At 65.8% G+C, this 23,639-nt stretch carries 19 protein-coding genes; 12 read left to right on the forward strand and 7 right to left on the reverse strand.

Annotated elements, in window-relative coordinates; genetic code table 11:
* Positions 1-2,567 (reverse strand): sensor histidine kinase (locus NP3_RS43560; RefSeq protein WP_084509662.1); only part of this gene is annotated, 2,567 nt, incomplete at its 3' end.
* 346 nt (positions 2,568-2,913) lie between these two features.
* On the opposite strand from NP3_RS43560, the gene NP3_RS43565 reads away from it, so the two are divergent.
* From NP3_RS43565 to NP3_RS43580, 4 genes are all read left to right on the forward strand, one after another.
* On the forward strand, positions 2,914-4,980 hold the full coding sequence (locus NP3_RS43565) for an AMP-binding protein (protein ID WP_063047552.1): 2,067 nt from the start codon (positions 2,914-2,916) through the stop codon (positions 4,978-4,980).
* Positions 4,981-5,095: 115 nt separating this feature from the next.
* Entirely contained in the window at positions 5,096-5,512 is a 417-nt protein-coding gene (locus NP3_RS43570; RefSeq protein WP_245721370.1) for a hemophore-related protein, read from the forward strand.
* Positions 5,513-5,690: 178 nt separating this feature from the next.
* Positions 5,691-6,407 carry a response regulator transcription factor gene (locus NP3_RS43575; RefSeq protein WP_063047553.1) on the forward strand — a complete coding sequence of 239 codons (717 nt, stop codon included), beginning with the start codon at positions 5,691-5,693 and terminating at the stop codon, positions 6,405-6,407.
* Positions 6,408-6,414: 7 nt separating this feature from the next.
* Complete coding sequence (locus NP3_RS43580) at positions 6,415-7,791, forward strand: sensor histidine kinase (RefSeq protein ID WP_084509658.1); 1,377 nt, start codon at positions 6,415-6,417, stop codon at positions 7,789-7,791.
* Here the strand turns inward: NP3_RS43580 and NP3_RS43585 are convergent.
* On the reverse strand, positions 7,781-8,422 hold the full coding sequence (locus tag NP3_RS43585) for a DJ-1/PfpI family protein (protein WP_063047554.1): 642 nt from the start codon (positions 8,420-8,422) through the stop codon (positions 7,781-7,783). The two genes, NP3_RS43580 and NP3_RS43585, sit on opposite strands and share 11 nt — an antisense overlap.
* Positions 8,423-8,507: 85 nt before the next feature.
* Between NP3_RS43585 and NP3_RS43590 the strand changes: the two genes are divergently transcribed.
* Positions 8,508-9,845 (forward strand): aminotransferase-like domain-containing protein, encoded by a 1,338-nt coding sequence (locus NP3_RS43590; RefSeq protein WP_063047555.1) that lies wholly within the window; start codon positions 8,508-8,510, stop codon positions 9,843-9,845.
* Positions 9,846-9,930: 85 nt separating this feature from the next.
* Here NP3_RS43590 and NP3_RS43595 read toward each other — a convergent pair whose 3' ends face one another.
* Positions 9,931-10,761, reverse strand: a complete 831-nt coding sequence (locus NP3_RS43595; RefSeq protein ID WP_063825071.1) for an LppX_LprAFG lipoprotein — start codon at positions 10,759-10,761, stop codon at positions 9,931-9,933.
* A 427-nt stretch (positions 10,762-11,188) separates the two neighbouring features.
* Between NP3_RS43595 and NP3_RS43600 the strand changes: the two genes are divergently transcribed.
* The 6 genes from NP3_RS43600 (at position 11,189) to NP3_RS43625 (ending at position 18,217) form a co-directional block, all read left to right on the forward strand.
* Entirely contained in the window at positions 11,189-12,661 is a 1,473-nt protein-coding gene (locus NP3_RS43600; RefSeq protein ID WP_084509659.1) for a cytochrome b5 domain-containing protein, read from the forward strand.
* A gap of 82 nt (positions 12,662-12,743) precedes the next feature.
* Complete coding sequence (locus tag NP3_RS43605) at positions 12,744-13,982, forward strand: type III polyketide synthase (RefSeq protein WP_063047568.1); 1,239 nt, start codon at positions 12,744-12,746, stop codon at positions 13,980-13,982.
* A gap of 65 nt (positions 13,983-14,047) precedes the next feature.
* The gene (locus NP3_RS43610) at positions 14,048-15,880 is read left to right on the forward strand and encodes an ATP-binding cassette domain-containing protein (protein WP_063047558.1); all 1,833 of its coding nucleotides are present in this window, start codon (positions 14,048-14,050) and stop codon (positions 15,878-15,880) included.
* 63 nt (positions 15,881-15,943) lie between these two features.
* Entirely contained in the window at positions 15,944-17,116 is a 1,173-nt protein-coding gene (locus NP3_RS43615; RefSeq protein ID WP_063047559.1) for a YhgE/Pip domain-containing protein, read from the forward strand.
* A gap of 55 nt (positions 17,117-17,171) precedes the next feature.
* Complete coding sequence (locus NP3_RS43620; protein WP_063047560.1) at positions 17,172-17,885, forward strand: hypothetical protein; 714 nt, start codon at positions 17,172-17,174, stop codon at positions 17,883-17,885.
* Positions 17,882-18,217 carry a transcriptional regulator gene (locus NP3_RS43625; protein ID WP_063047561.1) on the forward strand — a complete coding sequence of 112 codons (336 nt, stop codon included), beginning with the start codon at positions 17,882-17,884 and terminating at the stop codon, positions 18,215-18,217. The genes NP3_RS43620 and NP3_RS43625 overlap by 4 nt, the downstream gene beginning before the upstream one ends.
* Positions 18,218-18,271: 54 nt before the next feature.
* Here the strand turns inward: NP3_RS43625 and NP3_RS43630 are convergent, their stop codons facing one another.
* From NP3_RS43630 to pdxH, 4 genes are all read right to left on the reverse strand, one after another.
* Positions 18,272-18,631 (reverse strand): FKBP-type peptidyl-prolyl cis-trans isomerase, encoded by a 360-nt coding sequence (locus NP3_RS43630; protein ID WP_063047562.1) that lies wholly within the window; start codon positions 18,629-18,631, stop codon positions 18,272-18,274.
* Between the two features lie 42 nt (positions 18,632-18,673).
* Positions 18,674-19,978, reverse strand: a complete 1,305-nt coding sequence (locus tag NP3_RS43635; protein ID WP_084509660.1) for a citrate synthase — start codon at positions 19,976-19,978, stop codon at positions 18,674-18,676.
* 138 nt (positions 19,979-20,116) lie between these two features.
* The gene (locus NP3_RS43640; protein ID WP_063047563.1) at positions 20,117-21,418 is read right to left on the reverse strand and encodes an MFS transporter; all 1,302 of its coding nucleotides are present in this window, start codon (positions 21,416-21,418) and stop codon (positions 20,117-20,119) included.
* A 57-nt stretch (positions 21,419-21,475) separates the two neighbouring features.
* Positions 21,476-22,180 carry a pyridoxamine 5'-phosphate oxidase gene (gene pdxH / locus NP3_RS43645; protein WP_063047570.1) on the reverse strand — a complete coding sequence of 235 codons (705 nt, stop codon included), beginning with the start codon at positions 22,178-22,180 and terminating at the stop codon, positions 21,476-21,478.
* A gap of 190 nt (positions 22,181-22,370) precedes the next feature.
* Here pdxH and NP3_RS43650 point away from each other — a divergent pair, with 190 nt between their 5' ends.
* Positions 22,371-23,519: a citrate synthase 2 gene (locus NP3_RS43650; RefSeq protein ID WP_063047564.1), complete on the forward strand. Its 1,149-nt coding sequence runs from the start codon at positions 22,371-22,373 to the stop codon at positions 23,517-23,519.
* Positions 23,520-23,639: the final 120 nt, after the last annotated feature.

Below are 23,639 nucleotides of genomic sequence, written 5' to 3' on the forward strand. Positions count from 1 at the left end.
GCATCACGCTGCGGCAGACCCGATCCGGTATCGCGCGGCGGCACACCACCGGCGCCCGGTTCGCGCTGCGGCAGACCATTCAGCCCCGACGCACGCTGCGGCAGACCGCCCGCGCCCTCGCGCGGCGGCGCGCCGTTGCTGCCCGGTTGACGCTGCGGCAGACCACCACTCGGCTGACCGCCCTCCGGCACACCATTCGTGCCGGGCTGACGCTGTGGCAGCCCACCCGAATTCAGATTCCGCGGCGGCAGACCACCACCGGAAACCGTCGGCTCGGCACCCGGCCGACTCGGCGGCGGACCGCCCGGAGTGACATTGCGTCTCGGCAGATTCGCCGCGGCGAGCTTGCCGCGCTGCGGACCGCTCGGCGCCTGTCCGGCCGATGGGCGCAGGGTCGGATTCGGTTGCGCCGGTTCCTGACGCAGCCCCGAGGCGCCCGAGGACATGGTCGAGCCGGGCGAACGCTGCGGTAGACCGCCCGCCGTCGGGATCGGACCACTGCCCGCGGCCGGTGCCGGACTGCTCGTCGGAATCGGTCCGCTCACACCGGGATCGACGGTGACCATGACATTGCCACCCGGCGTCCTGGTGATCGCGCGCATCTGCATCGATGCCGCGGCGGACTGCCGTTGCGGAACGGCCGCGGCGACCTGCGGTGTCGCCTGCGGCATCGCCGTGGTCTGGCCCTGTCCGAGCACGATCAGACCGGCCGGGACCTGCACGGTGACCGTGACACCTGGATCGCGTGCGGTATCGAAGGTCGGGCGCAGCCGCACGGTGAGTCCGTGGCGCTCGGCCAATCGGCCGACCACGAAAAGACCCATGTGCCGCGCGGTGTCCGGACCCGGTTCGGCGGTCTGCTCGAGCCGCCGGTTGATATCGGCCATTTCGCTGGGCGGCATACCGATGCCGCGGTCCGCGACCTCGATGAGCATGCCCTGGTCGTGTCCCTGTGCGAAGGTGAACTTCACGTCGGTCTCCGGCGGCGACGCGCGTAGCGCGTTGTCCAATAGCTCGGCGAACAGGTGCGCCATATCCGAGGCGGCGGGCTCGACCAGCGAACCGCGCGGTGTCGCACCGAGCTTCACCCGTTCGTAGTCCTCGACCTCGGAGATCGCCGCACGCAGCACATCCGCGATCTCGACCGGCGCGGACTTGCTGCGCCGCTGCCGGGTACCGGCGAGAATCAGCAGGTTGTCGCCGTTACGACGCATACGAGCCGCGAGGTGGTCCAGCCGGAACAGGTTTTCCAGCAGGCGCGGATCCTTCTCGTCGTACTCCATCGCCTCGATCAGGCTGAGCTGATGGTCGACGAGCGACTTGGAGCGCCGCGCCAGGGTTTCGAACATGTCGTTGACCTGGGCACGCATCTGCGCCTGGTCACTGGCCAAGCGCAGCGCCTGGCCGTGGATATCGTCGACGGCGCGGGCCAGCTGACCGATTTCCTCGTGGCTGCGGATCGGCATCGGCTCCAGCGGCACATCCTCCGGGGACGCGCCGTTACGCAGCTGGGCGACCTCGTGCGGCAGATCGCTCTCGGCCACGCGCAGCGCGGCCAGACGCAGCCGGTGCAGCGGCACGATCATCGATCGCGCGACGAAGACCGCGAGCAACAGCGCGGCGAGAATGGTCGCGATGACGACCGCGGTATAGGTCCACGCGCCGGTGTTGGCGTTGGACACCAGCGAACTCATCGCCGAGTCGATGTCCTTGGTGGACTTGGTGACCACGCGCTCGTAGACATCGAGGCTGCCGGTGAGCGAGTTCTTCAGATCACCGACCGGGATCTTGCCGGACTGCGCCTCCGGGCTGGTCAGCAGTGAGATCCGGTTATCGATACCGGCCCGCAGATCGGCGATCGAGGTATCGCCATCGGAAAAGCGGTGGGCAAGCACGTTGAGCATCGCCCGCTCGGTATTGGCCGCGGTGATCGCGCTCTGCACGCCCGCCGCCGAACCGCGCAGCACCTCGGGGAATGCGGCGACCTCGGCGACCAGCGCGTAACGGGTGTTCAGCGAGTCGACCAGCCGCAGCTTCGCCTGTTCGATGGCCTGATCACTGACCTGGCCGACCGTGATCTCCACGATGTGCACACTGTTGTTGCGGACCCTGTCGATCGTCCCGATGACTTCGGCCGGGGTCTGCGTCGAGACGTTCTTGCCCTGGGCGCGCACCGCCTTGGCCTGGGTGATCATGTCTTCCAGCGACGCGCGCGCGCCGGCAACACCGTCGACCTTGCCGACCGACTGCTCGGCATCGGCGATGACCTTGTCGAGGTCGGCCAGGTTCTTGTCCGACACGATCGACACGTTCGGCATGATCGAAATCATCTGCGAACTGGCGGTCGTAGCGGTCTGCGCACTCAGCGCGGTGACGGCAGGTATCGCCTCGACGTTCTTCGCGGCGGCGTCCAGTCGGTTCGCCTCGGCGAACTCGGTGGTAATCCTGGACACGCCGAGCCCAACCGCGACTGCCAGCGGAACGGCCAGAACCGCCGTAACCTTCCAGCGCAGGTCCCAGTTGCCGAGCGCCCAGCGTTTGCTGCCGGACCTTGCGGCGTCACGCATCTCCCACTCACTTTCCAAACTGGCCCCAACCACGTGCCATCAGCGAACCTAGACAATCGCATGCTGGCTCGACAGGCAGAGCTGGCCGAGGAACTGCGGCTGGCCGAGAAATTGCGTCTACGACGGCCCAAATAAGTGACATCAGATTCTAACGGATCAATAACAGCTTGGGTGACGTTGAGTATAGCTACGGGCCTTGACCTGCCGATAGCTGGCAAAACCAAAGGTCGCGGCACCCACCCGGGCGTCGCGTGAAGTCTGCCACAATCGTGCTGATCTATCGAGGCGGGCATCGAGGCGAGGCTAGGGAGTCACAAGTTTGGGTACAGCATCGCGTAGCGATTCCGTGGGGGGCGGTGGTCGGGCGACGGGTGGGCCGGAGAACCAGACGTACCGGCCGGTCTATCAGACCAGCTTGGTCGATCCCGCTGAGTTCTGGGCCGAGGCGGCCGAGGCGATCGATTGGGTGACCCCGCCGACCCACATCGTCGACACCACGGCTCGCTCGATGGCCAGGTGGTTTCCGGATGCTCGCCTCAACACCTCTTTCAACGCCCTCGACCGGCATGTGCACGGCGGCGACACTCCGGACGAAGCAAGCCGGGCCGATCAGCCCGCCCTAATATACGACTCCGCTATGACCGGCACCAGAGGCGTTTTCACCTACGCCGAACTGCTCGCCGAGGTCGCCGAGTTCGCCGGTGCGATGGCACGTTTGGGTGTCGCCGCGGGTGACCGCGTGGTCATCTACCTGCCGATGATCCCCGAGGCGGTGATCGCCATGCTGGCCTGCGCCCGCATCGGCGCGGTGCATTCGGTGGTCTTCGGCGGCTTCGCCGCACCCGAGCTGGCCGCCCGCATCGATGATGCCGAGCCTGTGTTGATCATCACTGCGTCGGGCGGGCTGGAGCCGGGCCGAACGATCGATTACCCGCCGATCGTGTTGCAGGCCCTCGACCTCGCCGAAACGAGCGCACCGCGGCACGTGATCGTCAAGCAGCGACCGCAATTTCCGACCATCCACTTCCCCGCGCCACAGCCCGCCACCGAATCACTGCCGAGTTCCGCCCAGACCGTCGCGGCGCAGTGGCTCGATTGGGCAGACGCGGTGCGCGACGCGCAACCCGCCGATCCGGTTCCGGTCGCGGCGACCGATCCGCTCTACATCCTCTACACCTCCGGCACCACCGGGAAGCCCAAGGGCGTGGTCCGCGACAACGGCGGACACGCGGTCGCCCTGTCCTGGTCCATGCGCAATATCTACGACGTCGGGCCGGGCCAGGTGATGTGGGCCGCCTCGGATGTCGGCTGGGTCGTCGGACATTCCTACATCGTCTACGCGCCCCTGCTCGTCGGCGCGACAACGCTGCTCTACGAAGGTAAACCGGTCGGGACACCGGATGCGGGCGCGTTCTGGCGGGTGGTCGCCGAACACAACGTGCGGGTGCTGTTCACCGCGCCGACCGCGCTGCGCGCCATCCGCAAGGCCGATCCGGACGCCGCACTCGCCCACCGCCACGATCTGTCCTCGCTGCGCGCATTGTTCTGCGCCGGTGAGCGATTGGATCCGGCAACCTACGAGTGGGCCAGCGAGACGCTGCTCGCCGATCGGCCCGACTGCCCGGTGGTCGACCACTGGTGGCAGACCGAGACCGGCTGGCCGATCTGCGCGAATCTGCTCGGCCTGCAGCAACTTCCGATCAAGGCGGGCTCCGCGTCGGTGCCGGTACCCGGCTTCCGGCTGCGGGTGCTCGATGCCGAGGGCAATCCGGTCGCACCTGGCACCGAGGGCAATATCGTCATCGGCCTGCCACTACCGCCGGGGACACTAACCGGACTATGGCGCGACGAAGACCGCTTCCAACGCTCCTATATGTCGGCGTTCCCAGGCCACTACCTCACCGGCGACTCCGGATATTTCGATGACGACGGGTACCTCTACGTGCTCGGCCGCAGCGACGATGTGATCAATATGGCCGGTCACCGGCTGTCGGCGGGCAGCATCGAGGCCGCCATCGCCGGACACGAGGCCGTCGCCGAATGCGCGGTGATCGGTCTGCCCGACGAACTCAAGGGCCAGCGGCCGATCGCCTACGTGGTGCTCAAGTCCGGTGTCGAGATCGATCCGGACCGCCTGCGCGACGAACTGATCGCCCGGGTGCGCGAGCAGATCGGCGCGATCGCCACATTGCACGACGCTGTCGTCGTCACCGCGCTGCCCAAAACCAGGTCGGGCAAGATCCTGCGCAAGACGATCCGGCAGATCACCGCGGGTGATAGCTACGAGGTGCCGTCCACCATCGAAGATGCCTCGGTGCTCGCCGCGCTGGAGGTCCAGATCCGGGCCAGCCGCCCGCAGGAGCCCGGCCCGGAAGTCGTTGCACCCAACGGCGATCCGATTGTGCCGTCATAACTTTGCGATTGCATTGCGTTTCACCCCTTAGAGAATCCTCAGGGATAATTCACACATGCGCCAGTGCGGGGCAATAGCGTCTAGGGCGCTGGATCCACAGCACCCTCGAAGCAGCATGACCCCCGAAAATCTGGAGGCATACCCCATGAAGCTCTTCCGCAGCCGCCCGGCCGTCGCCGCTCTCGCCGCGGGCGGCATGGCCAGTGTGGCCGTGTTGCTCTCCCCGGCCATCGCGGCCGCGGATCCGATGACACTGGCCGGACCGCTACTGACCTCCGACTGCTCCTTCGCCCAGGTCGACGCGGCGCTACACGCCAAGGCCCCGCAGCTGGCGGCGATGCTCGACTCGAACCCGACCCAGAAGGCCGAACTGCAGCGCAAGTTCGATCAGCCTGTCGAACAGCGTCGCGCCGAACTCCAGGCCGCCATCAACGAGAACCCCAGCGCCGCGCAGGACGCCGAGAACGACCCGCGTGCATCCGGCCTGGCCGAGACCATCCGCACCGTGGCCGAAACCTGCCACAGCTACTGACACCAGCCGACACGCCGAGGTGACTCCCCGGATGCCGACCGGTCGACTGGTCTCGCAGGAACATGGGTAACTGGCCGGGTGCGCCCGAAAATGCCGAGGCACCCGACGCAGGACCTGTACGAAAACATAGCGGCACCTGCTGGTATGGCCTGAAGATCCGGGGAGGCGGGGGAGCACAATGAGTGATGTGACTGAGCGGAGCGCGAACCCGACCGTCCTTGTCGTCGACGATGACGAGGACGTGCTCGCGTCGGTCGAGCGGGGCCTGCGCCTGTCCGGCTTCCAGGTGCGGGTCGCCCGCGACGGCGCCGAGGCGCTGCGCAGCGTGACCGAGCAGGCGCCCGACGCGGTGGTGCTCGATATGAATATGCCGGTGCTCGACGGTGCGGGCGTGGTGACGGCACTTCGGGCCCTGGGCAATGAAGTCCCCATCTGTGTGCTCAGCGCCCGCGCCTCCGTCGACGACCGGATCTCCGGACTGGAGTCCGGCGCCGACGACTATCTGACCAAACCGTTCGTGCTCGCCGAATTGGTGGCGCGGATCAAGGCGCTGCTGCGCCGCCGCTCGGACGTTCCGGCCACGGCCACGCCGGGCGCGATCACGGTCGGCCCGCTGGAGGTCGATGTCGCCGGATACCGCGCATTGCTGAACGGTCGCGAAATCGAGCTCACCAAGCGCGAATTCGAGCTGCTGTCCACCCTGGCCCGCAATGCGGGCGTGGTGCTGAGCCGCGAGCGGCTACTGGAATTGGTGTGGGGCTACGACTTCGCAGCCGACACCAATGTGGTCGATGTCTTCGTCGGATACCTGCGGCGCAAGCTGGAGGTCGAGGGCACGCCACGGCTGCTGCACACGGTCCGCGGCGTCGGATTCGTACTGCGAGCGCCCAAGTGAGTTGGCGATGACGCCGCAGCTCCCGGCTTCCCGGAACCGGCGGCAGCGCACGTTCTCCCTGCGCACCCGGGTGGCCGGTGCGGCCGCGGTCGGCGCGATCATCATCGTCACGATCATCGGCGTGATCTCCTCGCGGGCCATCGAGCGCAACAACCTGGCCCAGACCGACCAGCAATTGGCGATCGCGTCGCGATTGGTGCTCATCGACTCGGTCTTGGCCGTCGGCGTGCTCGGACTGGTCGGTCCGAACTACGACATGGCGGTGACGGTCCGCGACAACAACACGATCGTGGCGAGCACACCCATCCGCCTGCCCGAACAGCCGATCGGATCGCATACCGTCACCGTGAACGGCACCCCGTTCCGCGTGCTGACCACCACCGAAAACCAACCGGCGGGACGCGTTGTCTCCCTTGGCATTCCGTCCACCGCGGCGGCACGCACAACCGCCGAGCAACAGCGCTGGGTACTCGCCGGGGCCGGACTGGCGATCGCCACCGCCGCCGCACTCGGCTGGCTGCTCGCGGGCCGCGCAGTGCGCCCGATCGTCGATCTCACCCGTCAGGTCGGCGCACGCAGCGGCTACCGCGATCCGGACAATCCACAGCCGCCGGTCGACGGCTCCGGAGTGCGGGAGGCGGAAAAACTCGCCGAGGCGGTGAATACCCTACTGCAACGGGTCGATCAGGCACAGACCGAAACCGCCGCCGCACTCGAGACCGCACGCGATTTCGCCGCCGTCTCCGCGCACGAACTGCGCACCCCGCTCACCGCCATGCGCACCGACCTCGAGGTGCTGGGCACCCTCGACCTGGACGAGGCCCAACGCGCCGAAATCCTCGGCGACGTGCAACGCAGCCAGGGCCGCGTCGAAACCACCTTGGCCGCACTGGAACGCCTCGCTTCGGGCGACCTCACCCACGAACGCGATCACGTAGACACCGACGTCGGCGACCTGTGCGACCAGGCCGCCCACGACGCCATGCGGCACTTCCCCGGCGTGACCGTCCGGATCGATACCGACGCCGAACTGATCACCCGCGGCCTGCCCGCCGGACTGCGCCTCGCGGTCGACAACGCTTTGACCAACTCCGTCAAACACGGCCGCGCCACCGAGGCCGTGGTCTCCGCTCACCGAATCCCTAACGGACACATACTGATAACCGTCGACGACAACGGCCGCGGCATCCCCGTCGAAGAACGCACCGCCGTCTTCGAACGCTTCTTCCGCGGCAGTGAAGCCAGCAAAGGCGGCTCCGGACTGGGCCTCGCCCTGGTCGCTCAACAGGCCCAATTACACGGTGGCCGAGCCTATTTCGATGACAGTCCGCTCGGTGGTGTGCGGCTGGTACTCGACCTTCCGGAACGCCGGACTACCACCTGAAAGACCGCCCGTCCGACGCGGTAGCCGGTTCCTCGTACAGGTATGGGCCGATATTGCGCATCGCGCGGGCCACATAGTCATCCTTCTCGCCGACCGGAGCGACGTAGTGCAGAGCGCTTTCGGCCGCTTCGATACTTTCCAGGCGGGCGATCATCCAGGCCGCGAGGTAGTGCGATGCGAGGCAGCCGCCCGCGGTGGCGAGATTGCCCTTGGCGAAGAAGGGCTGCTCGAGCACATCGACCCCGGCTGCCTGGACCCACGGTTTGGTCGTCAGATCGGTGCAGGCGGGAACACCGTCGAGCAGTCCGAGCTTGGCCAAAACCAATGTCCCGGAACATTGTCCGGCCAGCAGTTGTCGCGACGGGTCGAGTCGCAACCGCGCCATCAGCTCCCGGTCGGCGACGACTTCGCGGGTCTGCGCACCGCTACCGACAATGACCGCGTCCGCGCTACCGGCTTCTTCCAGCGTCGCCATCGACTCGATGACCACACCGTTCATCGAACGGACTCGCGCCGTAGGACTGGCAATCGATACCCGCCAGTCGGCCTTGCGGACCCGGTTGAGAACGCCGAGCGCGATGAGGGAATCGAGTTCGTTGTAGCCCTCGAAGGTGAGGATGGCGATGTGCATGACGGTTGCCTTTCCCGGTCGTTACCAGGCACCGTATGACCGGGAACCAATACAATCAACAAATTGTCATGCATACAATCCGAGCGTGGCCGTCTCTAGATATAAAGGCGTCGTGGACGCGTTGGCGTCCGACATCCGAACTGGGCGGTTGCCCTCGGGGACTCGACTGCCGACCCATCGCCAACTCGCGGCCAGCGAGGGGCTGGCATTGGTGACCGCGTCGCGGGTCTATGCCGAGCTCGAAGCCATGGGTCTGGTGAGCGGAGAACCCGGCCGGGGCACCTTTGTTCGCGAGATCGCGCTGCCGCCCAGCCACGGCATCGACCTGCAGGCGGCCGCGGCGGACGTGGTGGATCTCAACTTCAACTACCCGGCACTACCTGGTCAGGCCGACTTGCTGCGGCAGGCATTGCGTCAACTGGCATCCCGGGGTGACCTCGAGGCCCTGTTGCGCTACCAGCCGCACGGCGGACGACCTGATGAGCGGGCCGCGGTCGCCCGCCATCTGCGGCGTAGTGGTTTGCCGGTCGGCGCGGATCAGGTGCTGATCGTCAGCGGCGCTCAGCACGGATTGGCCGCCACCGCCATGGCGACGCTGCGGCCGGGAGACGTCGTAGCGGCCGATGCCCTGACCTATCCGGGCTTCAAGGCGCTCGCCCATGCGCTGCACCTGGAACTGGCACCACTTCCCGCAGCGGGTGACGCCCCGGATCTCGATGCCCTCGAACAGCTCTGCGCGACGCGGCGGATCCGCGCCGTGTACACGATGCCGACACTGCACAACCCGTTGGGCTGGGTCACCGGGCAGCACCACCGTGAGCAGTTGGTCGAAATCGCGCGCCGATACGAACTGCTCATCATCGAGGACGCCGCATACGCCTTCCTGGCCGAGCAGCCGCCACAACCACTATCGGCGCTCGCACCGGAACGGACCGTCTATGCCTCCGGGCTCTCCAAGAACGTTGCTACCGGTCTGCGCTTCGGATTCGTTGCTGCCCCGACCACATTGGTGCCCACCATCGAGCGCGCGATCCGCACCACCACATGGAACACCCCCGCGGTGATGACAGCGATCGCGTGCCGGTGGCTCGACGACGGCACCGTCACCAGGCTGGAAGCGCAGAAGCGCGATGATGCGAGGATCAGGCAGTCGATCGCCCGTGCGGTGCTGGCGGGGCTCCCGCTGGTCAGCCATCCGTCGTCGTATTTCCTCTGGCTCCCCCTGCCCGAGGAGGTGCGGGCCGACCAGATAGCGGCCGCGCTCATGCGCGAACAGGTGCTGGTGTCCACGGCGGAACCGTTCGCCACGTCTACGCATGTGCCACACGCGCTCCGGTTGGCTCTCGGCTCGACAAATCCGGATGCCCTGCGCGAAGCGCTGCACAAGGTGAAACGGGTCGTCGACGCATACACCTACCGCTGATGAAACGCGAAAACCGGTCCTGGAGTGCGGATGACGGCTGCTGCCACCGTCACGCACTCCAGGACCGGTTCGCGGTACCTGTGTCCTACTTCGGCGGTGCGGTGACCTTGACCGGCTTACCCCACGCCGACAGCGTCACCTTGATGGTGCCCGGATCCCGTTTGACCACAGCCTGAACCAGGTTCGGGCCGTTGCCGGGGGAGGCTGCGGTGGACGGCAGGGCCGATGCCGAACCCGACGGCGGTGCGACATCCGCGATCCACAGGGTGATCGGGAACGTGCCTGCCGGGTCACCCGACTTGGGCACGATGGGGTCGATGACCGTGGAGTCGATGGTTCCGGTCACCTTCACGGTGTCGGTGCCGTCGACCTTCTCCCGGCCCTCCACCTTCGGGTTCTTCACCTGGGCGATGAGGTTGGCCAGACCCTTGTCCTTGTCGAGGATGACGCCCGGGTCGTAGATCTGTTCCGCCGGACCGATTTTGGCATAGGCGGAGGAGCTACCGGTCTGCGCGTACATCTCCTTGTCGACGACCAGGAACTTGGCCTGGATGAAGTCGGCCTCGGGCTTGGTACGGACCTTCGCCTCGCCGATCGCCTGACCGGCGCCCTGCGGCTGGTTGGTCACATCGGCCGAGACGCTCTCGACCGGAAGGTTGGTGAGGTTGTCCACCTTCAGATTCAGGTGCACGGCCTGCAAGGTCTGGGTGGTCCTAGCGGACTCCTGCACGATCTGCGCGGCCTCGGGCAGCTGACCCGAGGGCGGCGCGGACGAGGTTGTCTTGGAGTCGGAGCTGGAGTCGCAGCCTGTCACCAGTGCAGCGAACATCGACGCCGCGACCACGGCGGGCACGAGACCCGGTCGGCGAAGACGGATTCGGTGCGAGGTGCGTGCTCGCGCTGTCAGATCACTCAATGTTCTGCCCCCAGAAGAGTGCGAGGTCGGGTACGACCCGGGTGGTTTGACGAGGACAGCTGGTGCTGCCGCCCGGTGTAGTGCAGCATTTCGCCCGACAGATTAGCCTGTCGCGCAGGATAACTCGACCCTATTCCCAATCAAGGGGCGAGCCGCGCATGCTGCGGGTGCCGACGTTACCCTTGGTTCGGTCTTCTCGCAGAGATCGGGGGGAATCCGACGCGAAAGTTACCGGGTTAAGGGATTGTTTAGTGAGATGTAAGGCGCTGCAAGCACGATGCTGTCACGAAGGCTCAGGCAGTGTGTGTGACTTTGGGGGGACATCCGGTTCGCCGGATGAAGCGCCCCCGCGCCTGTCCGCGATACACGCCGTAACCCCGGGGCCGACAACGGCCACCGAACCGCGGATCAGACACGGAGGAATGCGATGACGAACAGCCGACCGGAAGCGGAGGAGCGGGACTTCCGTAGACCGCCCGGCCCACCTCCTGGTGGTGGCCCGCAACTCTCGAATGTGTGGGTTTACAACGGAAAAGCCTACGATCTGAGCGAATGGATCTCCAAACATCCCGGCGGCGAGTTCTTCATCGGGCGAACGAAAAATCGCGATATCACCTCCATCATCGGGTCCTACCACCGCGATCCCGAGCGAATCGGACGAATGCTGGAGAGATATGCGTTGGGGCGCAACGCATTACCCGAGGACATCCATCCGAAGGCCAACGCGCCCGACTTCCTCTTCAAAGAGGGCTTCGACAGTTGGCAGGACACTCCGAAGTACCGATTCGACAATAAAGACGATCTGCTGCACAAGGTCAAGGCGCGGCTGAAAGAGCCGGAGCTGGCCGCGCGATTGCGGCGCATGGACACGATCTTCAACATCGTGGTCGCCGTGCTGGCCGTCGCGTACTTCGCGGTGCAGGGTCTGCGCCTGTTCGAGCGCAGCTGGATGCCGCTGCCCGTCTTCGTCATCCTGATGGTGCTGCTGCGCAGCTCGCTGGCCGGATTCGGCCACTACGCGATCCATCGCGCGCAAAAGGGCCTCAACAAGATCTATACGAATACCTTCGATTTCAATTACGTCGCACTGGCTTTCGTCACCGCGGACGGACATGCGCTACTGCACCACCCGCATACCCAGAGTGAAGTCGATATCAAGAAGAACGTCTTCACCATGATGATGCGGGTGCCACGGTTGTATCGGGTGCCGATTCACACCCTCCACAAATTCGGGCACACGGTGACCGGCATGACCATTCGACTCCTCGATGTCTGCCGCCTCACCCGCAAGGTCGGCATCAAAGATATGTACGGAACCTGGGGGGGTGCACTGCCGCACTTCATCGGTTCGTTCGGGGTGCGCGCGCTATTGCTTGGCGAGTTGGTGGTATTCACGCTGGCGGGCGACTTCTGGGCCTGGGCAGTGCAATTCGTGGTGACGCTGTGGATCAGTACCTTCCTGGTCGTCGCGAGCCACGATTTCGAGGTGGAGGCCGAGGAACTCCCGGCCGCCGATACCGAGGACTGGGCCGTCAATCAGGTGGAGCAGGCCTACGACCTGAAGGTGATCGGAAATCGTTATATCGACTGCTTTCTCGCGGCCGGTCTGAGTTCGCATCGCGTCCATCACGTACTGCCGTTCCAGCGCAGCGGTTTCGCCAATATCGCCACCGAGGACGTATTGCGCGAGGAGTCGGCGAAATTCGGCATCGAGTGGCTGCCGGCGAAGAGTTTCTTCACCGACCGTTTCCCGAAACTCTGCCGCACCTATCTCCTGTCGCCCTCGCGCGAAGCCGAGGAACGGAATTGGGGCTTCATCCGCGAGCATTGCTCGCCCGGGGCGCTGAAAACCTGTGCGGTCTACACGGTGCAGGGATTCACCGGAATCGGCACGGTCTGAGCCGATTCCGGAGGTCGACCGATCGAACCGCTGCTCGACAGCGGTGCCGATCACCATTTTTCACAAGAACGGGGAGAATTTCGTGTCAATCACTATCGATGAGGGAACGTCGGCGGCTCGTCAGGGGGACGAGCACGGCCACGGCCTCGTGCAGCACGGGCTGCCACCCGCGCCGCCGACCACGGTCGGGGTGATCGAGAGCATCGCGACCGGTGCGCCGAGTCAGCTCGTCGACCAGGCCGGCGCCGCCGATCGGGTGGCCGAGCTGTTCACCGATCCGCAACAGCGGGCGCGGATTTCGCGGATCTACCAGAAGACGAAGATCGACAGCCGCCGACTCGTCGTCGATCCGCTCGATCCCGAATTCCTGCAGTTCGGCCGGGAGCGCGGCACGATCCGGGACCGGATGAATCTGTTCTACCGCCACGCGGTGCCGCTGGCCGTCGATGTCGCTGGTCGTGCCCTCGCCGGTATCGAGGACGCGGCGGCGGAGATCGGCTTGCTGGTCTTCGTGACCAGCACCGGTTTCATCGCGCCCGGCGTGGATGTCGCGGTGGTGAAGCAGCTCGGGCTTTCGCCGTCGGTCGGGCGGGTCGTGGTGAACTTCATGGGCTGCGCGGCCGCGATGAACGGTATTCGGACCGCCGTGGATTACGTTCGGGCGCATCCGGATAAGAAGGCGATGGTCGTCTGCATCGAGCTGAGCTCGGTGAACGCCGTCTTCGACGACAACATCAACGATGTGATCATCCACAGCCTGTTCGGCGACGGCTGCGGAGCGGTGGTCATCGGTGCCGGTCAGGTCCAGCAGCCGCTGGCACCGGGCCGGGTGGTGATCCGGGACAGCTTCAGCCAGCTCTTCGACGGCGCCGAGGACGGCATCGTGCTCGGCGTCAATCAGAACGGCATCACCTGCGAGCTGTCGGAGAATCTCCCCCAATACATCTACACCGGGGTCGATCCCGTGATCACCGAGGTCTTGGGCCGCAATGGATTGCGGAAATCCGATGTCGATCTGTGGGCTATCCATCCGGGTGGGCCGAAGATCATCGAGGAGTCCGTGCATTCGCTCGGTATCGCGCCGGAGCGGGCGGCGCTGAGCTGGGATGTCTTGGCCAGGTTCGGCAATATGCTGAGCGTGTCGCTGATTTTCGTGCTCGAAAAAGCAGTGTCGCTCGGCGACTCCTTGGGGGGTGGTGGTCGGGCGACGGGTGGGCTGATTCGGCAGGAAGCGGCGAAGCCGATCTCGACCGGAGTGGCGTTTTCCTTCGCGCCAGGGGTCACCCTCGAAGGCATGATCTTCGACATCATTCGCCGGTAGTAAGCACCGGTCTCAGCCAAAATCGCCCGTTGAGCCAAATCGCCCGTTGAGGGAGCGCAGCAACCATGCAACTCATCCGATTCCTCATCTCGATCTCCTGGATGCGGATCGCCGCCGTCATTGCCGCGGGCCTCATCTGCGGTGCGGCCAATACCTATCTGGTGACTCTCATCAGGGGTGTGGTGTCGCCGGAACCGCATCCGCACGTGAATATCCAGAGCTTCGTCCTCACCGGGCTGGTCATTCTGGTCAGTGGTGTGGTGTCGCAGGTGCTACTGATTCGCCTTGCCCAAGAGGCGATTTACCGGCTGCGCGCGGATCTGAGTTCCGGGATCGTCTCGGCGCCGCTCGAGCATCTGGAACGGCTCGGCATGCACCGTCTGATGGCGACGCTGACCGAGGATGTGCGTTCGCTGTCGCAGGCGGTGACCGCCATTCCGAGCATCTGCATCGATGTGGCCACCATCGTCGGCTGCTTCGTCTTCCTGCTCGTGGTGTCGGGTCCGCTGTTCGCGGTGACCGTGGCGGGCACACTCCTCGGGATCGCCTGTGTCGAGCTGATTCTCGGGCGGGTGCGCAATATCTATCGCGAGGCGCGGGAGAACGAGGACGCGCTGTTGCGGTCGTACCAGGCAGTGACGCTGGGCATCAAAGAGTTGAAGCTGCATCGTGGGCGCCGCCGCGACTTCATGGAGCGGCATCTACTCGGTTCCGCCGCGACGCTGCGTGCGCAGAATGTCGACGCCGGATCCAAATTCTCGGTGGCACAGGGCTTCGGGCAGGCGCTGCAGCTCGGCACCATGGCGCTGATCCTGTTCGTGCTGGTCGCGCCGCTCGACCTGTCGCGCGATGTGATGGTCGGGTATGTCCTGGTGACGACGTTCCTGGCAATGCCGATGCAGAACTTCATGCACCGCATCCCGGATCTGCTGCGCGGTGATGTGGCGTTGGCGAAGATCCGCGCGATGAATCTGTCCATGGAGACCATGCACGACGAGGAGCGGTTGCCGTTCACGGACCGTCCCGCCGTCGATTCGGCGCGGCTGGAGCTGACGAATGTCACCTACAGCTACCGGATGGAGCCGCCACCACCATTCCCGCCGGGTCCCGGCGGCCCGCCGCCTGGGCCGCGAGGCGGCGCGCATCCCCCGGGTCGGGGTCCACGTCCCGGCGGGCCGCGACCGGATGTCAACGGTCGTCGGATCGTCGACCACAGCGGACACGACAACCGGCCGATGCCGCTCGGCCCGCCACCCGAGAAGAGCAACGACGAATCCGGATTCCGGCTCGGCCCGCTCGATCTGGTCTTCGAACCCGGGCAGATCACCTTCATCGTCGGCGGCAACGGCAGCGGCAAATCCACGCTGGCGAAGCTGATCACGGGACTGTATGTGCCGCAGACCGGCGCACTGTCGCTCAATGGCGAGCCGATCGACCACGAGAATATCGAGTGGTACCGGCAGAACTCCTCGGCGATCTTCACCGACTTCCACCTGTTCGAGGAGTACCTGGGCTTCGATCGGCCCGGGCTCGACGGTGAGGTGCGCCGCTATCTCGAGGAGTTGCAGATCGCGCACAAGGTGACGGTGCGCGACGGTCGGCTGTCGACGATCGATCTGTCGCAGGGGCAACGCAAACGGCTCGCGCTGTTGACCGCGCTGCTCGAGGACCGGCAGATCTATGTTTTCGACGAGTGGGCCGCCGACCAGGAACCCAAATTCCGCGACGTCTTCTATCAGGAGATCCTCACCGAGCTCAAACAGCGCGGGAAGACCGTCATCGTGATCACCCACGACGATCGCTATTTCCACCACGCGGACCAGCTGGTCAAGCTCGATTTCGGCCGGGTGGTCGAGGCGACGCGGACCGAGGAGCCCACCGGCGCCGAACTCTCCTGATCATCTGCGGCCCTTACGGAATTCTCAGAGTTCGGCCAATTCGGAGTTCTAGGGTCGGCAGACGTGGCTGGAAATCGCGCCCGCTGGGCCCTGCTCGCCGTTGCCGTTGTCATCGCCGGGGCGCTCGGTGGCGCCGTCACCGCTTGCTCGAGATCATCCGGTTCACCCGGCGGTATCGCATTGGTGAATGCCGATACCGGGCCGACGGGTGCGCGCATCGCGCAGGGACTGCAGCAGGACGGCGGCGGTTACGAGTGGACCGTTGGCAAGCCGGGTGAACTCGACGCGGATGACTACGCGGCCGTGATCACCCTGCCCGCCGATCTCACCGAATCCATGGGCACGCTGGCGAGCGCACAGCCGAAACGGGCCAAGGTCACGGTGGATACGCACAAGGGCGCGGACGCGGATGTGGTGAACGGCGCAGTGAATACGGTGACGCACCGGATCGGCGCATCCGGTGTCGATGCCGCCCTGGCCGCCGTCGCGCAGGCGCGCACGCAGATGACCTCGGTGCAGTTCACCACCCAACTGCTCAATGCCGGGGTGAATGCCGCGGCCGCTGGTGCCGATCAGTTCAGCGCGGGCGCGGATCAGCTGCTCGGCTTCCTGACCTATGCCAAAGAGGGTTCGGCACAGCTGACTTCGGCCATCGCGCTGCTGAACTCGACCGTCTCCGGCGCGGCCGCGCAGGCGAATCAGCTTGCCTCGGCATTGGATTCGACAGGCGTCACGATCGGGCAGGTACAGCAGACCGCTGATACGGTGAGCGGCGGTCTGGATCAGATCCTGCCGCTGATGCGCGCGCTGCCGTTCGCGGGTGATCCGCAGGTCGCCGACATCATCGCGAAACTCCAAGGGCTGCGAAATGTTTCCGGCCAGGCCGGATCCCAGTTGACCGGTCTCGGCGATCTGGTCGGCAGCGCGGTCGATCCGAGCACCGACCTGGGCACGCTCCTGCGCACAGTTGTGGACCGATTGACCGGCGCCAGTGCGCAATTGGCCGAGGGCGCGAAGCTCGCCGAAGGCCTACCGCAACTGGCGGACCAGGGTGGCGCTCAATTAGTAAGTGCGATAAGCCAACTCACCGGCGGCGTCACCCAACTCCAGCAGATCGTGACCAACCTCAGCACCCAAACCGACAAGGCCGTCGCAGCACTACCCCAGCGCAGCAGCACCCAGCAGTCCGCACTGGCGCTTGCGTTGACAGACCCGGTCGAGGTGGTCCGCAACTGATCAGCCATGGATAGTGCGTGTTGCCAAGACTTGCTTGTGATGCAAGCATGCTTCCATGACAGACCATGCGGCTGATTCCGTAGACACCGCCCGACAGGCGCTCTCGGCCACCCGACAACTCACCCGCCGTGTGCGCCTCGCGCAGCGCAGTACCTGGTTCCCGCTCGTGCTGCTCGGTTTGGTGGTCCTCGCGTCGGCGCCCTGCTACCGATTGGGACGACACGTCGTCACATGCGATCCGGCGTTGGGCGCCCGCGGCGGCGTAGAGATCATTCACCGGGGTACCTGCGTCCAAGTCGTCGGCTGGCCCGTCGGGGTTTACTGGATCGTCGCCTTTGTCCTGGCCTACACGGCGATCGCGGTCGTGTACATGTACCGGGCCCGCAGCCGCGGGGTCGGCGCCCGCATCCTGCCGTATGTAGGCTCGGGGATCGCGGCGGGGCTGGTGCTCGGCATCGCATCGGCGTGGGCCCAGCAACTCGACCTGCAGGGCTACTTTCCGACCGGTCCGGTCGCTGTCGGCATGGTCCCGCTGATTTCCATCGGCCTGGCATTGTTCGTGCTGGCCCGGGTGGAACGCAATTGGCCGCTACTGGCTTTCGCCATCGGCTATCTGATCGTCGCGCTCCTGGCGTGTGGAATGGGTAGGCGGAGAATGGGATTGAACCTCGACCCGACGTGGAGCTTCCTGCCCGGCCTGGTTGTCACCGGAGGTGTGCTGCTCCTCGGCGGCATGGGCTTCGCCCTAGCCGAACGGCGTGGGTTATGACCCATCCGACGAACGGACTCGACGACGTCGTGCACCAGCGCGTCCGGCTGGGCATCCTCGCCGTCGCCCACGAGGCCCGGCGCGTGGAGTTCGGCTTTCTGCGGGCCACGCTGGATCTGACCACCGGCAACCTCTCCCAGCACCTGACCGTGCTGGAGAAGGCCGAGCTGGTGGAGATCGAGAAAGGCTATGAGGGCAAACGCGGCCGTACCTGGATCCACCTGACCGAAGCCGGGAAGCGAGCACTGCACGACGAGATCTCCCAGCTGAAGCGAATCATCCGTCAGGTGGAGCAGGCCCCTGAGGCCGACCCGGCCGCCGAGCCAGCGTAAGACGAACTGCGGCCCGTGCTCTACGAGAGCACGGGCCGCAGTCGGGTTTTCAGCTCAGCTGGCGTTGAGCAGGTCGATCACGAAGACCAGCGTCTTGCCGGAGAGTTGGTGGCCGGAGCCAGCGGGGCCGTAGGCGAGATGCGGCGGGATGGTCAGTTGGCGGCGGCCGCCGACCTTCATGCCGGGGATGCCGTCCTGCCAGCCCTGGATCAGGCCGCGCAGCGGGAAGCTGATCGATTCGCCACGCTTCCAGGAGGAGTCGAACTCCTCGCCGGATTCGAATTCCACGCCGACATAGTGCACCTCGACGGTGCCGCCGGGCACGGCCTCGGCGCCCTCGCCCTCGACGATGTCCTTGATAACCAGCTCGGTGGGCGCGGGGCCCGCCTGGAACTCGATCTCCGGCTTGGTCATTCGGCTATCCCCTCTGATAGGTGATGGTGGATTCGGTTGAAATTAGCGGCCGTTGATTTCGTGGTAATCGCGGTGTCCGTAACCGGTGTAGATCTGGCGCGGACGGCCGATCTTCAAAGGCTCGCTGTGCATTTCCCGCCAGTGTGCGATCCAGCCAGGCAGCCGGCCCATCGCGAACAGCACGGTGAACATGCGGGTCGGGAAGCCCATGGCCTTGTAGATGACACCGGTGTAGAAGTCGACGTTCGGGTACAGCTGGCGCGAGATGAAGTACTCGTCGGTGAGCGCGGCCTCTTCGAGAGACTTTGCGATATCGAACAATTCGTCGTCGCCGCCGAGCTTGGACAGGATCGCGTCGGCATGCTTCTTGGCGATCGAGGCGCGCGGGTCGTAGTTGCGGTAGACGCGGTGCCCGAAGCCCATGAGCTTCACGCCGTCTTCCTTGTTCTTGACCTTGCGAATGAAGTCCTTGACGTTGCCGCCCTCGGCCTTGATGCCGTCCAGCATCTCCAGCACGGCCTGGTTCGCGCCGCCGTGCAGCGGGCCCCACAGCGCGTTGATGCCACCGGAGACGGAGGTGAACAGGTTGGCGTCGGAGGAGCCGACGAGGCGCACGGTCGAGGTGGAGCAGTTCTGCTCATGGTCGGCGTGCAGGATCAGCAGCATGTCGAGTGCGGCCGCGATCTCGGGATCGACCTCGTAGGGTTCGGCCGGGAAGCCGAAGGTCATCCGCAGGAAGTTCTCCACCAGGCTCAGCGAGTTGTCCGGGTAGAGGAAGGGCTGGCCGACCGACTTCTTGTACGAGTAGGCCGCGATGGTGGGCAGCTTCGCCAGTAGTCGGATGGTCGACAGCTCGACCTGTTCGGGATCCTTCGGGTCCAGCGAGTCCTGGTAGTACGCCGAAAGCGCGTTCACCGCGGAGGACAGCACCGGCATCGGGTGCGCGTTGCGCGGGAAGCCGTCGAAGAACCGCTTGAGGTCCTCGTGCAGCAGGGTGTGGCGGCGGATCCGGTCGGTGAACTCGTCGAGCTGCGCCTGGGTCGGCAGCTCACCATAGATCAGCAGATAGCTGACCTCGATGAAGTTCGAGGACTCCGCAAGCTGGTCGATCGGGTAGCCGCGGTAGCGCAGGATGCCCGCTTCGCCGTCGATGTAGGTGATCGCCGACTTGGTCGGCGCGGTGTTCATGAATCCGGGGTCGTAGGTCACATACCCGGTGCTGGCCAGCATTTTGCCGAGGTCGACGCCGTCATTGCCTTCTTTGGCTTCGGCGATCGTCATGGCATATTCGCCGCCGGGGTAGCTCAAAATCGGCTTGGCGTCGTTGATGTGGTCTTTTTCGGGCACGGAAGGATCCCTCTCAGGCTAGGACCGTCGGCATCGGGGTGCGGTCGGCACGGCGGTGCACTCACCTAGACGCTAGTCGCTGCTCGCACGGCCCGAGAACGAGGGTGCCCACCGGTCGACCTCACAAACAACTTCGCGTCAGGTGAGGTTTGTCGCGCTGTCGGACACCGGCACCGAGTGCGACCTGGCGACGCGATAGCGCACGAAGGCCGGGAACACGAGCGCAGCCAGCGACACCCCGATAACGACCAGCACGCCGCCACCCGCCGCGGCGACCGCGGTACCCAGGGCCGCTGCGGCAAAACCGTGGGCAACATCACCGATGCGCGGGCCACCCGCGACGATCACGATGAACACGCCTTGCAGGCGGCCGCGCATCTCGTCGGTGGTGACCGCCTGCAGCATGGCGATGCGCAGCGCGGCCGAAACCATATCGACTGCCCCGCCGAAGGCCGAGCAGGCCAACGCGATCCACAGTCCGGGTCCGATGCCGAGGCCATGACCGGTCCAGCCGACGGCGACGCCGAAGCCGACCATGGCCGCCCCCCAGAGCGCGATGCAGACCACCACCGCGAGACCCTGGCGTCGCACGTGCGAGATCCAACCGGAGAACACTCCGCCGAGCACCGCGCCGACCGAGATGGAAGCGAACAGCAAGCCGAGCGCGACGCCGCCGCCTGCCGGATCACCGAAGGTCTCGTGCGCGATCTGCGGATAGAGCGCACGCGGCATGCCGAACACCATGGCGATCACGTCGACCACGAAGGAGGCGAGCAGGATGCGCTGCGTCGCCAGATAGGCGAAACCGTCCAGGACGGTGCGGAATCCGGCCTTGCGCGCGGTTCCGGTCGGTGGGATGGCGGGCAGCCGCCACACCGCCCAGATGGTGGCGAGCAGCGCGATCGCGTCGATCAGATACAGGGTGGACAGACCGACGACGGGGATCAACACACCTGCGAGCACCGGCCCGGCAATGGCGCCGGTCTGCTGCACGGTCATGCTGAGCGCACTGGCGGCGGCCAGATGTTCGGTGGGTAGCAACCGCGGGATGGCGGCGCTGCGGGTCGGCTGATTCACCGCGAAGAGCGCCTGCTGCACGGCGAAAAGTCCGAGCACGATCCAGACGTTGTCGAGTCCGGCCGCAGCCTGCACCCAGAAGGCGAGTGCGGTCACACCGGTACCGCAGTTGGTGATGAGCATGAGCTTGCGCCGGTCCATCACATCGGCCAGCGCACCGCCCCACAGACCGAATACGATCAGTGGGACCAGGCCGAACAGACCGGCCAGGCCGACATAGCCTGAGCTGCCGGTGATCTCGAATATCTGCTGCGGGACGGCCACCACGGCCAACTGCGAACCGATGACGGTGACGATGTTGCTGGTCCACAACCGTCGGAAATCGGGATAGCGCAGTGGGGTGGTGTCGGCGAGCAGTTTCACCGACCGCAGCGTAATGAGTCGGTCAGTAGGCCAACAAGGTTGGGGTCGCCACGATTTCTAAGGTTGTAGTCGGTCGACCGTCATGACATCGCCGCTGATCCGCACCCGGATCCGATTGTGCAGCCGACCCCGGCGGCCCTGCCAGAACTCCACCTCGTCGGGTCGGATCAGGTAGCCGCCCCAGTGTGGCGGCACCGGGATCTCGTCGACGTCGGCGAAGCGTGCGGTGGTCTCGGCCAGGGTGCGATCGAGTTCGGCGCGGGAGGCGATCGGCCTGGACTGCCGCGAAGCCCAGGCGCCCAGCTGCGAATCGCGAGGCCGGGAGCGCCAGTAGACGGCGGTCGTCTCGGCGGAGACCAGCTCGACCGGCCCACGCACATGAACCTGTCGCCCGAGCGCGGGCCAGACGAAGGTCGCGGCTGCGAATGGAACGCCCGCCAGCTGGTTGCCCTTGGCCGAGTCGTAATTCGTGTAAAAAGTCACACCTTCCGGTGAGAGGCCTTTACACAGCACCGTTCGTGCGACCGGACGCGGTCCGACATCGGTGAGTGCGACGGTCGCGACAACCATGGCATTGGGCTCGGGAATACCGACCGCGGTGGCCTGTTCGATCCAGTGCCGCAGCAGCGGCTCCCAGCCGCCTGCCAGCCAGGTTTCGTCCAGATCGGTGTCCTCGCCGCTGCCGAATGGCATGCCGCCGTAGTCGACTCGCATGGCGGCCAAATCGGTCGCCGGGAAAAGAACCCGATCATTTGCGGCCATTTCCTGACCGAGAGATGAATTGTCCAGGTCACGCATGGGCCAGACGTTACTCCGCGGTAGCAGGGAGCTAAGGTTTTGTTGATCGGCATGTGCTCGGCGAGCCACACCCCTCATCGACGAGAACAGGCCATTTCCAGCGACCTGCAAGCAGTCGCGAAGGAACGAACCGAAGTGCAAGGAGAGTCACAGAATGACTACCAGCCATGCGGTGCCCAGTGGGCAGACCGCCGTACCCCCTGATTTTGTCAGCGGCCTCGAAGGCGTGGTGGCATTCACCACCGATATCGCCGAGCCGGACAAGGACGGCGGCGCGCTGCGCTACCGCGGCGTCGATATACAGGACCTGGTCGGCTCGCGGGTGACCTTCGGCGATGTGTGGGCACTGCTGGTGGACGGCGAATTCGGCCGCGGCCTGCCGCCCGCGGAGCCGTTCCCGCTGCCGGTGCACACCGGTGACGTGCGCGTCGACGTGCAGGCCGGACTGGCCATGCTCGCCCCGATCTGGGGCTACCAACCGCTGCTGGACATCGATGACGAGACCGCGCGGGAGAATCTGGCGCGCGCCTCGGTGATGGCGCTGTCCTATGTCGCGCAGTCCGCGCGCGGTATTTACCAGCCCGCGGTGCCGCAGAAGAAGATCGACGAGTGCACCACGGTGACCGAGCGGTTCATGACCCGCTGGAAGGGCGACCCGGATCCGCGGCACACCGAGGCCATCGACGCCTACTGGGTTTCCGCCGCCGAGCACGGCATGAACGCCTCCACCTTCACCGCGCGGGTCATCGCCTCGACCGGCGCCGATGTCGCCGCGGCGCTGTCCGGTGCGATCGGCGCGATGTCGGGTCCGCTGCACGGCGGCGCACCCGCGCGCGTGCTGCCGATGATCGAGGCCGTCGAGAAGTCCGGTGACGCACGCGCTTTGGTCAAGGGCATCCTCGACCGCAAGGAAAAGCTGATGGGCTTCGGCCACCGGGTGTACCGGGCCGAGGATCCGCGTGCCCGCGTACTGCGCGCCACCGCGCAGCGCCTGAACGCCCCGCGTTTCGAGGTCGCCGCCGCGCTTGAGCAGGCCGCGCTCGCCGAACTGCGCGAGCGTCGTCCGGACCGCGCCATCGAGACCAATGTGGAATTCTGGGCGGCGGTCATCCTGGACTTCGCCGAGGTCCCCGCGCACATGATGCCCGCGATGTTCACCTGTGGCCGCACCGCTGGTTGGTGTGCCCACATCCTGGAGCAGAAGCAGCTGGGCAAGCTGGTCCGCCCGGCCGCCATCTACACCGGCCCCGGCCCGCGCCAGCCGCAGGACGTCGCAGGCTGGTCCGCCATCGCGCACGTGTAGCGCACCGAGCTACTACTCGGCCAGTCGCCGCCACCGCGGTGGGATCCGTTGCCCACCACGGTGGTCGGCTTTTGCAGCGATATCGCCCGACAATCGACCACCACGGAGCGAGTCTTACGA

The sequence above is a fragment of the Nocardia pseudovaccinii NBRC 100343 genome (assembly GCF_001613225.1).
Lineage (GTDB): Bacteria > Actinomycetota > Actinomycetes > Mycobacteriales > Mycobacteriaceae > Nocardia > Nocardia pseudovaccinii.